This is a genomic window from Variovorax sp. GW531-E2, assembly GCF_059423125.1.
In genome coordinates this window covers 26,572-41,411 of sequence record NZ_JBWKXQ010000064.1, presented here as the reverse complement: position 1 = coordinate 41,411, position 14,840 = coordinate 26,572, and the positions used below count along the sequence as shown (strand labels likewise).

General features: G+C 68.3%; 13 protein-coding genes. 6 read left to right on the top strand and 7 right to left on the bottom strand.

Annotation, left to right across the window (positions count from 1 at the left end; translation table 11 throughout):
- Positions 1–221: 221 nt before the first annotated feature.
- Complete coding sequence (locus tag AC07XP_RS26925; RefSeq protein WP_070063464.1) at positions 222–710, top strand: tripartite tricarboxylate transporter TctB family protein; 489 nt, start codon at positions 222–224, stop codon at positions 708–710.
- A gap of 13 nt (positions 711–723) precedes the next feature.
- Positions 724–2,235: a tripartite tricarboxylate transporter permease gene (locus tag AC07XP_RS26920; protein WP_062472774.1), complete on the top strand. Its 1,512-nt coding sequence runs from the start codon at positions 724–726 to the stop codon at positions 2,233–2,235.
- A gap of 341 nt (positions 2,236–2,576) precedes the next feature.
- Here the strand turns inward: AC07XP_RS26920 and AC07XP_RS26915 are convergent, their stop codons facing one another.
- A complete protein-coding gene (locus AC07XP_RS26915; protein ID WP_495266396.1) occupies positions 2,577–3,335 on the bottom strand; it encodes a sulfite exporter TauE/SafE family protein in 759 nt (252 codons plus the stop codon).
- Positions 3,336–3,755: 420 nt separating this feature from the next.
- On the opposite strand from AC07XP_RS26915, the gene AC07XP_RS26910 reads away from it, so the two are divergent.
- Positions 3,756–4,994, top strand: a complete 1,239-nt coding sequence (locus tag AC07XP_RS26910; RefSeq protein WP_495266395.1) for an ammonium transporter — start codon at positions 3,756–3,758, stop codon at positions 4,992–4,994.
- Between the two features lie 18 nt (positions 4,995–5,012).
- The gene (locus tag AC07XP_RS26905) at positions 5,013–5,315 is read left to right on the top strand and encodes a hypothetical protein (RefSeq protein WP_082818034.1); all 303 of its coding nucleotides are present in this window, start codon (positions 5,013–5,015) and stop codon (positions 5,313–5,315) included.
- Positions 5,316–5,322: 7 nt separating this feature from the next.
- Here AC07XP_RS26905 and AC07XP_RS26900 read toward each other — a convergent pair whose 3' ends face one another.
- The 4 genes from AC07XP_RS26900 to amaB form a co-directional block, all read right to left on the bottom strand.
- A complete protein-coding gene (locus tag AC07XP_RS26900; protein ID WP_495266394.1) occupies positions 5,323–6,996 on the bottom strand; it encodes a thiamine pyrophosphate-binding protein in 1,674 nt (557 codons plus the stop codon).
- 29 nt (positions 6,997–7,025) lie between these two features.
- Positions 7,026–8,243, bottom strand: a complete 1,218-nt coding sequence (locus AC07XP_RS26895; protein WP_495266393.1) for a pyridoxal phosphate-dependent aminotransferase — start codon at positions 8,241–8,243, stop codon at positions 7,026–7,028.
- On the bottom strand, positions 8,240–9,148 hold the full coding sequence (locus tag AC07XP_RS26890) for an amino acid ABC transporter substrate-binding protein (protein ID WP_095743237.1): 909 nt from the start codon (positions 9,146–9,148) through the stop codon (positions 8,240–8,242). The genes AC07XP_RS26895 and AC07XP_RS26890 overlap by 4 nt, the downstream gene beginning before the upstream one ends.
- Positions 9,149–9,247: 99 nt before the next feature.
- Complete coding sequence (gene amaB, locus AC07XP_RS26885) at positions 9,248–10,786, bottom strand: L-piperidine-6-carboxylate dehydrogenase (protein ID WP_495266392.1); 1,539 nt, start codon at positions 10,784–10,786, stop codon at positions 9,248–9,250.
- A 181-nt stretch (positions 10,787–10,967) separates the two neighbouring features.
- Here amaB and AC07XP_RS26880 point away from each other — a divergent pair, with 181 nt between their 5' ends.
- Both AC07XP_RS26880 and AC07XP_RS26875 read left to right on the top strand, forming a co-directional pair.
- A complete protein-coding gene (locus tag AC07XP_RS26880) occupies positions 10,968–11,243 on the top strand; it encodes a GIY-YIG nuclease family protein (RefSeq protein WP_369630933.1) in 276 nt (91 codons plus the stop codon).
- Between the two features lie 79 nt (positions 11,244–11,322).
- Positions 11,323–11,538: a hypothetical protein gene (locus AC07XP_RS26875; RefSeq protein ID WP_495266391.1), complete on the top strand. Its 216-nt coding sequence runs from the start codon at positions 11,323–11,325 to the stop codon at positions 11,536–11,538.
- Positions 11,539–11,544: 6 nt separating this feature from the next.
- Here the strand turns inward: AC07XP_RS26875 and AC07XP_RS26870 are convergent, their stop codons facing one another.
- Together AC07XP_RS26870 and AC07XP_RS26865 are read right to left on the bottom strand one after the other, a co-directional pair.
- Positions 11,545–13,179, bottom strand: a complete 1,635-nt coding sequence (locus tag AC07XP_RS26870; protein WP_495266390.1) for a GMC family oxidoreductase — start codon at positions 13,177–13,179, stop codon at positions 11,545–11,547.
- Between the two features lie 71 nt (positions 13,180–13,250).
- A complete protein-coding gene (locus AC07XP_RS26865; protein WP_139703976.1) occupies positions 13,251–14,768 on the bottom strand; it encodes a CoA-acylating methylmalonate-semialdehyde dehydrogenase in 1,518 nt (505 codons plus the stop codon).
- Between the last annotated feature and the right edge of the window lie 72 nt (positions 14,769–14,840).

Below are 14,840 nucleotides of genomic sequence, written 5' to 3'. Positions count from 1 at the left end.
CTCCCCCTCACTCCCCGCCCCTTCGTGGAACACCACGGAACCGGCTTCGCCGGGCCGTTGGTGTTGCCCCCGGAAGGGGGTTGGCGTAGCGACACGAAGTGCGCGAAGCCTGGGGGAGAGCCAGTGCTAACCCTGTAAGCATTTGTCCGTACCGTCGCGGTCAGCCGACGGTCAGCCGCTGGCGACGACCCTCGTCCCTTCGAAAACAGAGGGTCGAGACAATGAAAATCAAGAGACAGGCGGACTTCTTCTCAGGAGTCATGTTCGCCGCCGTCGGTGGCGCGTTCGCCATCGGCGCCACCACCTACACCATCGGCGACGGCGCCCGCATGGGGCCGGGGTACTTCCCGCTGATGCTGGGCATCCTGCTGGCGCTGCTGGGCGCGCTGATCATGTTCCAGGCCATGGTGGTCGAGAGCGCCGACGGCGACAAGATCGGCAAATGGGCCTGGAAGCCGCTGGCCTTCGTGCTCGGCGCCAACCTGGCCTTCGGCGTGCTGCTGGGGGGCCTGCCCAGCGTCGGGCTGCCGGCGATGGGCATGATCATCGCGATCTACGCGCTGACCATCATCTCGAGCATGGCCGGCGAGCACTTCAAGCTGCGCGACGTGCTGGTGCTCTCCACCATCCTGGCAGCCGGCAGCTATGTGGCCTTCATCTGGGCGCTCAAGCTGCAGATCCAGGTCTGGCCCACGTTCATTTCGGGTTGAGGAGCACACCGCCATGGAACTGTTCCACAACCTGGCGACCGGCTTCGGCGTCGCCTTCACCTTCACCAACCTGCTGTACTGCCTGGTCGGCTGCATCCTGGGCACGCTGATCGGCGTGCTGCCGGGCATCGGCCCGGTCGCGACCATCGCGATGCTGCTGCCCGCCACCTACGCGCTGCCGCCCGTGTCGGCGCTGATCATGCTGGCCGGCATCTACTACGGCGCCCAGTACGGCGGCTCGACCACCGCAATTTTGGTGAACCTGCCCGGGGAGTCGTCCTCGGTGGTCACCTGCATCGACGGCTACCAGATGGCAAGGCAGGGCCGCGCAGGCCCTGCGCTGGCTGCGGCCGGCCTGGGCTCGTTCTTCGCGGGCTGTGTCGGCACCTTGATCCTGGCCGCCTTCGCGCCGCCGCTGACCGAGCTGGCCTTCAAGTTCGGCCCGGCCGAGTACTTCTCGCTGATGGTGCTGGGCCTGATCGGCGCGGTGGTGCTGGCCTCGGGCTCGCTGCTCAAGGCGGTGGCGATGATCGTGCTGGGCCTGCTGCTGGGCATCGTCGGCACCGACGTGAACTCGGGCGTGGCGCGCTTCAGCTTCGACATTCCCGAGCTCACCGACGGCATCGGCTTCGTGGTGATCGCCATGGGCGTGTTCGGCTACGGCGAAATCATCGGCAACCTCTCGCAGCCCGACGACGAGCGCGAGGTCTTCACGCACAAGGTCAAGGGCCTGTGGCCCACCAAGGACGACTTCAAGCGCATGACGCCCGCCGTGCTGCGCGGCACGGCGCTGGGTTCGGCGCTGGGCATCCTGCCGGGCGGCGGTGCGCTGCTGGCGGCCTTCGCGGCCTATGCGCTGGAGAAGAAGATCAAGATGCGCCCCGGCGAAGTGCCCTTCGGCAAGGGCAACATCCGCGGCGTGGCCTCGCCCGAGTCGGCCAACAACGCCGGCGCGCAGACCTCCTTCATTCCGCTCTTGACGCTGGGCATCCCGCCCAACGCCGTGATGGCGCTGATGGTGGGCGCGATGACCATCCACAACATCCAGCCCGGTCCGCAGGTCATGACCAGCAACCCGGAGCTCTTCTGGGGCCTGATCGCCTCGATGTGGATCGGCAACGCGATGCTGATCATCCTGAACCTGCCGCTCATCGGCATGTGGATCAAGCTGCTGACGGTGCCCTACAAGTTCCTGTTCCCCGCCATCGTGCTGTTCTGCGCGATCGGCGTGTACTCGACCAACAACAACACCTTCGACGTGTGGATGGTGGCGATCTTCGGCTTCATCGGCTACCTGTTCCTGAAGCTGCGCACCGAGCCGGCCCCGCTGCTGCTGGGCTTCATCCTCGGGCCGATGATGGAAGAGAACCTGCGGCGCGCGCTGCTGCTGTCGCGCGGCGCGTGGAGCGTGTTCGTGACGCGGCCGCTGTCGGCCGGTCTGCTGATCGCTGCGGCGCTGTTGCTGGCCATCGTGCTGCTGCCGGCGATCAAGGCGAAGCGCGAAGAGGCCTTTGTCGAAGACTGACAGTTCTTTTCGCTCGCTTGCAAGAAAGCCCCCGTGTGGGGCTTTTTTGTTTTCTGCGGATGGGGGCGTTCAGGGTGCGTGCACAGGACACCGGGTACTCCCCTCCGCGAATGTCCTCCGGCCTGCGGCCTCCCCCTTAATTTCGCTGCGGGGAGCACCCAGTGCCCTGCGCACGAGGGCACGCTGCTGGTTCGCGGCCGATCAACAACCTCGGCTGATAACGATCACGCTGGCGGGGTGCCTTGCGCAGCGAAATTAAGGGGGAGGCCGCAGGCCGGAGGACATTCGCGGAGCAAGGTGCCCCGTCGGCGGGATCGCGCCCTGAACGACCGCCTCAAGGATCACCGAAAGAACGCGTCGTAAGCCGTCTTCAGGATCAGCGCACTCACCACCACGATGAACACGATCCGCACGAACCCCGCCCCGTGCTTCAGCGCCACGCGCGTGCCGACCAGGCTGCCGGCCACGTTGGCCACCGCCATCACCAGCCCGTAGTGCCACCAGACGTGGCCCTTGGCGGCCAGCAGGATCAGCGCGGCGGCGTTGGTCAGGGTGTTGATGACCTTGGCCGAGGCCGAGGCGTTGAGGAAGTCGTAGCCCATCCAGCGCACGAACAAAAACACCAGGAAGCTGCCCGTGCCCGGCCCGAAGAAGCCGTCGTAGAAACCGATGGTCAGGCCGATGGTGCTGGCCGCCAGCGTCTCGGCGCGGCCGCTGAAGCGCGGCGCGTGCAGCCGGCCCATGTCCTTGCGCGCCAGCGTGTAGACCAGCACGCCCAGCAGGATGACCGGCAGCGCCCGGCGCAGGAAGTCGCCCGGGAAGACCGTGACGGTCCAGGCGCCGAGCATCGAGCCGCCGAAGCCCAGCAGCGCGGCCGGCCACATCGCGCCCCAGCGCATCTGCACCCGCTGACTGAACTGGGCCGCCGAGGCCGCCGTGCCCCAGATGGACGCGCTCTTGTTGGTGCCCAGCAGCGTGGCCGGCGGCGCGCCCGGAAACACCGCAAAAAGAGCCGGCACCAGGATCAACCCGCCGCCGCCCACGATCGCATCGATAAAACCCGCGAGCAGTGAGGCGCCCGTGACCACCAGCATTTCCATGCGGGCGATTGTCTCACCGGAATCGCTATCGAAACGATAGCTGTGGTGGCCGGTACCGGCTGGCCAGGAGGCTTGTTTGGCTTGGAGGAAAGCGCCCGCGTCCGCGCGGCGAACAGGCAAAAAAAAAGCGCCGACCAGCGGCGCTTTTCAAATATCAGACAGGCATCTCGTACGGAGCCTTTGAAGAATGTTCTTGTTGATCGATCGGAAGCTTGTCTCCTCGGACCCTCGGCAGTACGAGCAGGGCCCGTCGCGAGTGCGCAGATTGTGCAAGCGCGCACCCGCCCGGTGCATTAGGAATTACCCGCTTCGTGTTACTTCGACCCTCCGGTTGGGAAACCAAAGTGTTTCAGTCAGTTAACAAGATGGCATGACTCGTGCACACAGGCCTGTCGTCCACCACTCCAAGAAGAAACGGTCATGGCCCTGCTGGCACCCCAAGCCTCCCTGAACGCGGCCGACACCGCCTGGATGATGACCTCGACCGCGCTGGTGCTGCTGATGACGCTGCCCGGCATCGCGCTCTTCTATGCCGGCATGGTGCGGCGCAAGAACGTGCTGGCCACCATGGCCGGGGTGGTGGCGGTCGCCGCCGTGGTCTCGCTGACCTGGTTCGCGCTCGGCTACTCGCTGGCCTTCACGCCCGGCTGGCCCTGGCTGGGCAAGCTCTCGCGCATCGGCTTCTCGGGCTTCGAGTACCTGAAAGAGGCCGGCCAGGTGGCCGTGAGCCACGTGGCGCCGAACGTGCCGGAGTCGGTCTACGCCATGTTCCAGCTGAGCTTCGCGATCATCACCACCGCGCTGGTGCTCGGCGCCTTTGTCGAGCGCATGCGCTTCTCGGCGCTGCTGTGGTTCGCGCTGCTGTGGAGCCTGCTCGTGTACGCACCGGTCGCGCACTGGGTGTGGGAGCCGGGCGGCTGGCTCGCGCAGATGGGCGCGCTCGACTTCGCGGGCGGCTCGGTGGTGCACGTCAACGCGGGCATCGCGGGGCTGGTGTGCGCCTATGCGCTCGGGCCGCGCCGGGGCTACGGGCGCGAGGCCTTCGAGCCCTACAGCCTGGCGCTCACCATGACGGGCGCGGGCCTGCTGTGGGTGGGCTGGTTCGGCTTCAATGCCGGCTCGGCGGTGGCGGCCGACGGGCGCGCCGGCCTGGCGATGCTGGTGACGCACATCGCGGCAGCGGCCGGCGCCATGAGCTGGATGATCGGCGAATGGATCGTGCGCCGCAGCCCCTCGCTCTTGGGCCTGTGCTCCGGCCTCGTGGCCGGGCTGGTGGCGATCACGCCGGCGGCCGGCTTCGTCACGCCGCTGTCGGCGCTGGCCATCGGCGCCATCGCCGGGCTGGCCTGCTACTGGGGCGCCACGGGTCTGAAGCACCTGCTCGGTGCGGACGACTCGCTCGACGTGTTCGGCGTGCACGGCATCGGCGGCATCGTGGGCGCGCTGCTCACGGGCGTGTTCGCCGACCCGCGCATCTCGGGCGCGGCGGGCAATGTGCTGACGCAGGCGATCGCGGTCGCCAGCGTGGCGATCTACAGCGCGGCCGGCACGGCCATCGTGCTGTTCCTGGTGCATGTGCTGGTCGGATTGCGCGTCGACCCCGAGAGTGAACTGGTGGGCCTCGATCTTGCTCAGCATCGTGAACACCTGGGAGCCTGACCACCCGAGGGAAACGCCATGCCATCCATGTCCGAAAGCGAACGCATCGCGCTTGCAGCACGCCTTCACGTGGCACTGCGGCGAAAGCACGGGCGCGTGACCGACACCGAATGGATGGCCACCAACGCCGAGTACGCCGCCGAGATCGTGCGCATGACGCGCCAGCACGCCGCCGAGACGAAAGACGACGAACTCGACCAGCTCGCCACGCGGCTCGAGCAGGCCATGGAGCCGCTGGCCCGCGCCGCGCGGCTGGCGGCGCGCCAGCCCGACGGCCTACCGCCCACGCCGCCGCCGCGCTATGTCGGCGGGCTGCGCTGACGACGCCTCAGTTCGCGGCCAGCGCCGCCTTGCGGATCGACGCCAGCGTGCTCGCGGGCGTGATCGCCTCCGGGTCCAGCAGGCAATGCAGGATCGCCGGCTTGCCGCTGGCACGCGCACGCGCGAGTGCGGGGCCGAATTCTTCCGTCGTGGTCACGCGCTCGCCGTGGCCGCCGAACACCTCGGCATAGCCACGGAAGTCGGGGTTCTTCAACTGCGTGGCGCTGATGCGGCCGGGGTAGTGCTTTTCCTGGTGCATGCGGATCGTGCCGTACATGCCGTTGTCCAGCAGCACCACGAGGATCGGCAGACCGTACTGCACGGCAGTGGCGAACTCCTGGCCGTGCATCATGAAGTCGCCGTCGCCCGCGAACACGACCACCTCGCGTTCGGGCCACAGCCGCTTGGCGCCGACGCCCGCCGGCAGGCCGTAGCCCATCGAACCGCTGGTCGGCGCGAGCTGGCTCGCGAACGCGCGGAACGGCCAGAAGCGGTGCACCCAGGTCGCGAAGTTGCCCGCGCCGTTGCAGAAGATGGTGTCGCCCGGCAGCACCTCGCGCAGGTGCTGCATGACCTCGCCCATCTGCAGCGGACCGGGGATGCGGATCGCGGCCGGGTCGCTCCAGCGCAGGAAGTCTTCGCGCGCGGTCTTCGTCTCGGCCTGCCACACGGGCGGTGACGCCGGATGCAACGCGGACACCGCTTCGGCAAACGCCTGCGGCGTGGCGTGGATGCCCTGCGTCGGGCGATAGAGCTTGCCGAGCTCGTCGGCATCGGCATGCACGTGCACCAGCGCCTGCTTCGGCTGCGGAATCGCGAACAGCTCATAACCCTGCGACGGCACTTCCGACAGGCGCCCGCCGACCAGCAGCACGAGGTCCGCATTGCGGATGCGTTCCAGCATGCGCGGGTTCGCGCCGAGCCCCAGGTCGCCCGCGTAGCAAGGGTGCTCGGCGGACATCAGCATCTGGCGGCGGAACGAGCAGTACACGGGCAGCGCATGCGCCTCGGCGAACTTCGCGAACTGCTGCGTCGCGGCTTCGGACCAGCGGCTTCCGCCCAGGATGACGACCGGCCGCTGCGCCTGCGACAGGCGCTGCTGCAGCTCGGCGATCTGCGCCGCACCCGGATGCGTTTCGGTGACGGCATACGGCAGCGCATCGGCCACCACAGCGGCTTCGGTGAGCATGTCTTCGGGCAGCGCGATCACCACCGGACCGGGCCGGCCCGAGGTCGCGACATGGAAGGCGCGCGACACCAGCTCGGGCACGCGCGCCGGATCGTCGATCTGCACGACCCACTTGGCCATCGTGCCGAAGACCGCGCCGTAGTCCAGCTCCTGGAAGGCTTCGCGGCCCATCGCGTCGCGCGCGACCTGGCCGACGAACAGCAGGAGCGGCGTCGAATCCTGGTGCGCGATGTGCACGCCCGCCGCCGCATTGGTGGCGCCGGGGCCGCGCGTGACGAAGCAGATGCCGGGCTGGCCCGTGAGCTTGCCCTGCGCCTCGGCCATCATCGTCGCGCCGCCTTCCTGCCGACACACCGTCACGTCGATCGATGCGTCGTGCAGCGCGTCGAGCACGGCCAGGAAGCTTTCGCCGGGCACGCAGAAGAGCTGCTTGACGCCGTGGGTGATGAGCTGGTCGACCAGGATCTGGCCGCCGGTGCGGGAGGAAGTCATGAGGGTTCCAGTGGAATGAAGAGAAGAGGTCAGGAAAGCGCGGCGCAGGCGGCGGCGATGCGCGCACAGGCCTCTTCGAGCTGCGCCATCGACGTCGCATACGAGATGCGGAAATACGGCGCGAGCCCGAACACGCTGCCCGGCACCACCGCCACCTCGAAGTCCTGCAGCAGGTAGCGGCAGAAGTCGCTGTCGGTCTGCAGCAGCGTGCCGCTGGCCGTGCGCTTGCCGAGCACGCCGGCGCAGCTCGCGAAGGTGTAGAAGGCGCCCTCGGGCACGCGGCAATGCAGGCCTGGCGTGCGGTTGAGCGCGGCCACGACGAAGTCGCGGCGCTGTTGAAAGGATGCGCAGCGCTCGGCGACGATGCCCTGCGGGCCGGTGAGCGCCTCGATCGCGGCGGCCTGGCTCACCGACGAGGGGCACGAGGTCGACTGGCTTTGCACCACGGCCATCGCCGCAATCAGCGGGCGCGGTCCCGCGCCATAGCCGACGCGCCAGCCGGTCATCGCATAGGCCTTCGACACACCGTTCACCGTGAGCGTGCGTTCGCGCAGCCGCGGCTCCACAGCCACCGGCGTTGCGAACGCGAGGCCGTCGTAGAGGATGTGTTCGTAGATGTCGTCCGCCAGCACCCAGACGTGGGGGTTGTCGAGCAGAACGTCGGTGATCGGCTTCAGCTGCGCCGCGCTGTAGGCTGCACCGCTCGGGTTCGACGGCGAGTTGAGAAACAGCCAGCGCGTGCGCGGCGTGATGGCGGCCTGCAGTTGCGCTGCTGTCAGCCGAAAGCCGTTCTCCTCGCCACACGCCACCGACACCGGCACGCCGCCGCAGATCTGCACGATGTCCGCGTACGAGGTCCAGTACGGTGCGGGCAGGATCACCTCGTCGCCCGGGTTCAGGCTCGCCATCAGCGCGTTGAAGATCACCTGCTTGGCGCCCGCGCTCACGCTGATCTCGTCGAGCGCGAAGTCCAGCGCGTTGTCGCGCTTGAACTTCAGCTGCACCGCCGCCTTCATCGCCGGGCTGCCGTCGAGCACCGTGTAGCGCGTGTCGCCACGCGCAATGGCCTGCGAGGCCGCATGCCGGATGTTCTCGGGCGTGTCGAAGTCGGGCTCGCCCGCGCCCAGCACGATCACCGGGCGGCCGGCGCGCTTGAGCGCCTGCGCATGGTCGGTGATGCGCAGGATCTCCGAGACGTGGATGGCGCGCACGCGTTGCGCCGGCGAGAACACGGCGGCGTCTGTCACTTGGCGTAGGCCTCCAGCGGCTTGTCGTTGGGCTCGAGCAGCAGCTGCTTGAGCGCGGGGCTCATCGGCAGGTTGAGGCTGGTGTTCTTCGGCGGGATCGCGGCCACGAACCACTTGGTGTAGATCTTCTCGAGCTCGCCGCTCTTCATGAGCTTGCGCAGCGAATCGTCCACCGCGGCCTTGAAGGCCGGGTCGTCCTTGCGGAACAGCAGCGCGATCGGTTCGGAGCCCAGCGCCTCGCCGGTGATGCGGTAGGCCGTGGGGTTCTTCGAGTTCGCGATGATGCCGGCGAGCAGGTTGTCGTCGAGCACGAAGGCATCGGCGCGGCCCGACTCCATGAGCAGGAAGCTCTCCAGGTGGTCCTTGCCGAGCATGGTGTTGTACGAGACGTTCTGCGCGCGCTCGCGCTTGCGCAGCAATTGCACGGCGGTGGTGCCGGTCGAGGCCGACACGTTGCGGCCCGCGAGCTGGTCGAGCGTGGTGATGCCCGAGTCGACCTTGGTGGCCATGCGCACTTCGCTCACGTACGTGGTGAGCGCGAAGGCCACCTGCTGCTGGCGCGCGGTGTTGTTGGTGGTGGGGCCGCAGCCGATGTCCAGCGTGCCGTTCTGCACCAGCGGGATGGTGTTCTGCGCGGTCACGGCCATGTACTCGAGCTTGGCGTTGGGCGTGATGTCCTTCAGCACGCGCTCGCAGAGCTCGACGTGGTAGCCCACGTACTTCTCGCCCGCGCCCAGCATGTAGGCCATGGGCGGCGAGGCTTCGCGCACGCCGAGCACGACCTTGCCGCTCGCCTTGATCTTGTCGAGCGTGCCGCCCGTGGGCGCCTGCTGCGCGGTGGCAGTGGTGCCGAAGGCGAGCGCAAGCAGCGCGGCGGTGGCGAGGGTCTTCAGTTGCATCTTCATCTTTGCTGTCTCCTGGTGGTTTTTCTGGGGGATAGGTGCGACCGCTGCCTGGCCGCTGCGGCGAAATGCCGCGCGGCAGGCACCACGGGCCGGGGTTGTTCAGTCGCCGATGTCGAAGGTCACGCCTTGAGCCAAGGGCAATGCCGTCGAGTAGTTGATGGTGTTGGTCGCGCGGCGCATGTAGGCCTTCCAGCTGTCCGAGCCCGCTTCGCGCCCGCCGCCGGTTTCCTTCTCGCCACCGAAGGCGCCGCCGATCTCGGCACCGCTCGGTCCGATGTTGACGTTGGCGATGCCGCAGTCCGAACCCGCGCTGGACATGAAGCGCTCGGCCTCGCGCACATTGAGCGTGAAGATCGACGACGACAGGCCCGCGCCCACCGCGTTGTGCCATTCGATGGCTTCGTCGAGCGAGCTGTAGCGCACCACGTAAAGGATGGGCGCGAAGGTCTCGCGCAGCACGGGGCCGGCGTGCGACGTCAGTTCCACCAGCGCGGGGCGCACATAGAACGCGTCCTGCGTGCCGATGCCCTCGACGCGCTGGCCGCCGTGCACCGTGGCGCCGATCTCGCGGCTTTCGTTCAGGGCCTTCTGCATGCCGTCGAAGGCGGCGCGGTCGATCAGTGGACCGACCAGCGTGCCGGCCTCGCGCGGGTCGCCCACCTGCACATTGCCGTAGACCTTCACGAGCTTGGGCACGAGCTGGTCGTACACGCTCTCGTGCACAAACAGGCGCCGCAGCGTGGTGCAGCGCTGGCCCGCCGTGCCCATGGCCGCGAAGGCGATGCCGCGCAGCGTGAGGTCCAGGTCGGCCGAGGGCGTGACGATGGCGGCGTTGTTGCCGCCCAGTTCGAGGATCGCGCGGGCGAAGCGCGCCGCCAGCTTCGGGCCGACCTGCCGGCCCATCGCCGTGGAGCCGGTGGCCGAGAGGATGGGTACGCGGGGGTCGTCGACCAGCACCTCGCCGATGTCGCGCCGGCCCAGCAGCAGGCCGAGCAGGCCTTCGGGCGCGTCGCCGAAGCGTTCGATGGCGCGCTGCGCGATGGCGTGCACGGCCAGCGCGGTGAGCGGTGTTTTTTCCGATGGCTTCCACACCACCGGATCGCCGCACACGAGCGCGAGCGCCGCATTCCACGACCACACGGCCACGGGAAAGTTGAAGGCCGAGATCACGCCGCACACGCCCAGCGGATGCCAGGTTTCCATCATCCGGTGCTCGGCGCGCTCGGTGGCCAGCGTGAGGCCGTAGAGCTGGCGCGAGAGGCCGACCGCGAAGTCGCAGATGTCGATCATTTCCTGCACCTCGCCCGCGCCTTCGGACGGGATCTTGCCGGCCTCCAGCGTGACGAGGCGACCCAGGTCGCGCTTGGCGGCGCGCAGCTCTTCGCCCAGCAGGCGCACCAGCTCGCCACGGCGCGGCGCCGGCACCAGGCGCCAGGCCTTGAAGGCCTCGTGCGCGCGGCCGATGGCGCCGGTGGCTTCCACGGCCGTGGTCTGCGGCACCTGCGCGATCACCTCGCCGCTGACCGGCGAGCGCACCGTGAGGTCACCGCGGGTGTGGGCGGTGCGGGGCACGCCCAGGCGATGCAGCAGTTGTTCGACCTCGGCGGGAAGGGACACGGGGGTCTGGGCTTCTGGCATGGACGCTCCAGGGAGAAAGAAGGACAGAAGAAGAAATGCAACGGCGTTAACGGGCCAATATGTGCGAAACCCGCGCCCTTGCCTAGCGAAAAATTGGAAGGACTTGGTGCGTTTTGCGAATGAACTTCGTGGCGACACCTTCGTTCGACGCACGATAAGCGCCTGCCCGCACAATGCGCGCGTGCCCCGAAAACCGCCCGATCCCTCGCCGCCCCCACCCTATTGGCTCTACCTGCTGGAATGCGAAGGCGGCGTGTACTACGCGGGCATCGCGCTCGACGTGGAGCAGCGCTTCTTCCAGCATGTCTTCGGGATGGGCGCCAAGTTCACGCGCGCGCGTCCACCGCAGCGCGTGCTGGCGGCGCGCCAGTACCCCGACAAGGGCGCCGCGCTGCGGGCGGAGATCGCACTCAAGGCGCTGCCGCGGGCACGCAAGCTGGCGTTCTTCGACAGTTAGCCAACCGCCGCAGGCGACCTGCGCAGCATCACGGGCAGGCACAGCAGATAGAGCACGGCGCCGGCCAGCCCTGCGCCGTGTGCTGGAGGAACAGGCGGCACCGCCCGATGCGGAAATCCGGCAGCAGGCACTCGATGCCGCTGCGGCCTCGCGCCCGCTCTTGGCCGAGGCCTTCGCCAGCTACCGCAAGGCCGGCCCCGATGCGATGTTCGAGGTCGGCGTCGACCTCATGCTCGAAGGCGCGAAGGCGCGCTTGGCGGCTGACACCCAGCGCGGCGCCAAGCCGCGCCGCTGAACCGCCTCAGCGGTTGCGGTTGTCTTCCAGGATCCAGCCCGCCGCCTTCTCCGCCATCATCAGCGTCGGGCTGTTGGTGTTGCCGCTCGTGATGGTGGGCATCGCGCCCGCATCGACCACGCGCAGGCCCTGCACGCCGCGCACGCGCAGGCGCGCATCGAGCACCGCCATCGGGTCGCCGTCGGCGCCCATCTTCGTGGTGCCGACCGGGTGGAAGATGGTGGTGGCGATGTCGCCGGCCAGCCGCGCGAGGTCGTCGTCGGTCTGGTACTGCACGCCGGGCTTCCACTCCTGCGGCTTGTACTTCGCGAGCGCGGGCTGCTGCGCGATGCGGCGCGTCACGCGCAGCGAATCGGCCGCGACCTTGCGGTCTTCCTCGGTGCTCAGGTAGTTGGGCGCGATGGCGGGCGCGTCTTCGAAACGCGCGCTCTTGATGCGCACCGAGCCCCGGCTCGTCGGGTTCAGGTTGCACACGCTCGCGGTGAAGGCCGGAAAGCTGTGCAGCGGCTCGCCGAAGGCATCGAGCGACAGCGGCTGCACGTGGTACTGGATGTTGGGCCACGCGCGATCGGGCGAGCTGCGCGTGAACGCGCCGAGCTGCGACGGCGCCATGCTCATCGGGCCGCTGCGCTTGAGCAGGTATTCGAGGCCGATCTTCGCCTTGCCGACCAGCGACGAGGCCAGCACGTTGAGCGTGGGCGCGCCCTCGATCTTGTAGACCGCGCGGATCTGCAGGTGGTCCTGCAGGTTGGCTCCGACGCCGGGCGCGTCCAGCGCCACCTCGATGCCGTGCTGGCGCAGCAGCTCGGCCGGGCCGACGCCCGACAGCTGCAGGATCTGCGGCGAGCCGATGGCGCCCGCGCTGAGGATCACTTCGCACTCGGCATGCGCCGTGGTCATCTCGGTGCCGTCCCACACCTGCGCGCCGGTGCAGCGTTTGGTGCCGTCGGGCAGCGTCTCGAACAGCAGGCGCGACACCTGCGCGCCGGTCCACAGCTCGAAGTTGGGGCGGCCGTAGCAGGTGGGCCGCAGGAAGGCCTTGGCGGTGTTCCAGCGCCAGCCGCTCTTCTGGTTGACCTGGAAGTAGCCCACGCCTTCGTTGCTGCCGCGGTTGAAGTCGGCGGTGTGCGGCACGCCGGCCTGCACGGCCGCATCGGCAAACGCGTCGAGGATGTCCCAGCGCAGCCGCTGTTTCTCGACACGCCATTCGCCGCCCGCGCCGTGCATCTCGTCGGCGCCGAGGTAGAAGTCTTCGTGCTTGCGAAAGGCCGGCAGCACGTTCTCCCAGCGCCAGCCTTCGTCGCCCGTGAGTTCAGCCCAGTGCTCGTAGTCGCGCGACTGGCCGCGCATGTAGATCATGCCGTTGATGCTGGAGCAGCCGCCCAGCGTCTTGCCGCGCGGATAGCGCAGCGTGCGGCCGTTGAGGCCCGCGTCGGGCTCGGTGTTGTAGAGCCAGTCGGTGCGCGGGTTGCCGATGCAGTACAGGTAGCCCACCGGAATGTGGATCCAGTGGTAGTCGTCCTTGCGGCCGGCCTCGATGAGCAGCACGCGCTTGGTCTTGTCGGCGCTCAGGCGGTTGGCGATGAGCGAGCCGGCGGTGCCGGCGCCGATGATGATGTAGTCGAAGGTGGTGTCGCTCATGGCGGCTGGCTTTTTGTCTCTCGTTGTTCTTCGGATGCGAAGCGCCGCGCGTGCGGCGCCCCCTTTTACCTTTACTTCGCCGTGGGCATCACGAACTCTGCGCCCTTGCCGATGCTCTCCGGCCAGCGCTGCATGATCGACTTCTGCTTCGTATAGAAGCGCACGCCCTCTTCGCCATACGCGTGCATGTCGCCGAACAGGCTCTTCTTCCAGCCGCCGAAGCCGTGCCAGGCCATCGGCACCGGGATCGGCACGTTGATGCCGACCATGCCGACCTGGATGCGGCGGCCGAACTCGCGCGCCACGTTGCCGTCGCGCGTGAAGCAGCTCACGCCATTGCCGAACTCGTGCGCGTTGATGAGGTCGACGGCTTCCTTGAAGGTCGCGACGCGCAGGCAGCCCAGCACGGGGCCGAAGATTTCTTCCTTGTAGATGCGCATCTCGGGCGTGACGTGGTCGAACAGCGTGCCGCCCATCCAGAAGCCGTCGCCGCAGCCTTCGCCAGCCTTGTTGCCGTCGAAGCTGCGGCCGTCGACCAGCAGCTTCGCGCCTTCCTTCTCGCCCTGCGCGATGTAGCCGGTGATGCGCTCGTGCGCGGCGCGCGTGACGATCGGGCCCATCTCGGCCGCGAGGTTCTCGCCATCGAGCACCTTCAGCGTCTTCGTGCGCTCGATGAGCTTGGGCAGCAGCCGGTCGGCCACGTCGCCCACCAGCACCGCGACGCTGATCGCCATGCAGCGCTCGCCGGCCGAGCCGTAGCCGGCGCCGATCAGCGCATCGACCGCCTGGTCGATGTCGGCGTCGGGCATGACGACCATGTGGTTCTTCGCACCGCCCAGCGCCTGCACGCGCTTGCCGTGGCGTGCGCCGGTTTCGTAGATGTAGTTGGCGATGGGCGTGGAGCCCACGAAGCTCACGGCCTTGACGTCGGGGTGCTCCAGCAGCGCGTCAACCGCGGCCTTGTCGCCCTGCACCACGTTGAACACGCCGTCGGGCAGGCCGGCCTTCTTGAGCAGCTCGGCCATCAGCAGCGACGGGCTCGGGTCGGTCGGGCTGGGCTTGAGCACGAAGGTGTTGCCCGCGGCGATGGCCACCGGGAACATCCACATCGGCACCATCACCGGGAAGTTGAAGGGCGTGATGCCGGCCACAACGCCCAGCGGCTGGCGCAGCGTCCAGTTGTCGATGCCGGTGCTCACCTGGTCGGTGAAGTCGCCCTTGAGCAACTGCGGAATGCCGCAGGCGAACTCGACGATGTCGATGCCGCGGCTCACTTCGCCCTGCGCGTCGGTGAAGACCTTGCCGTGCTCGGCGGTGATGAGGTGGGCGAGCTCGTCCTTGTGCTGGTTGAGCAGTTCGAGGAACTTGAACATCACGCGCGCCCGGCGGATCGGCGGCGTGTCGGCCCAGGCCGGGAACGCGGCCTGCGCGGCGGCCACGGCGGCGGCCACCTGGGCGGCGTCGGCCAGGCCGACCTTGCCGGTGACGGCGCCGGTGGCGGGGTTGGTCACGTCCTGCGTGCGGCCGGAGGTGTTGGCGGCGGGGGCGCCGGCGATGTGGTGGTCGATATTTCGGGTGCTGATGGACATGTACGGGTCTCCTGAAGGCAATTTGGCCCAATCCACGAAGAGAAAGCCAATGAATTCGCGTCGATGGCGCTA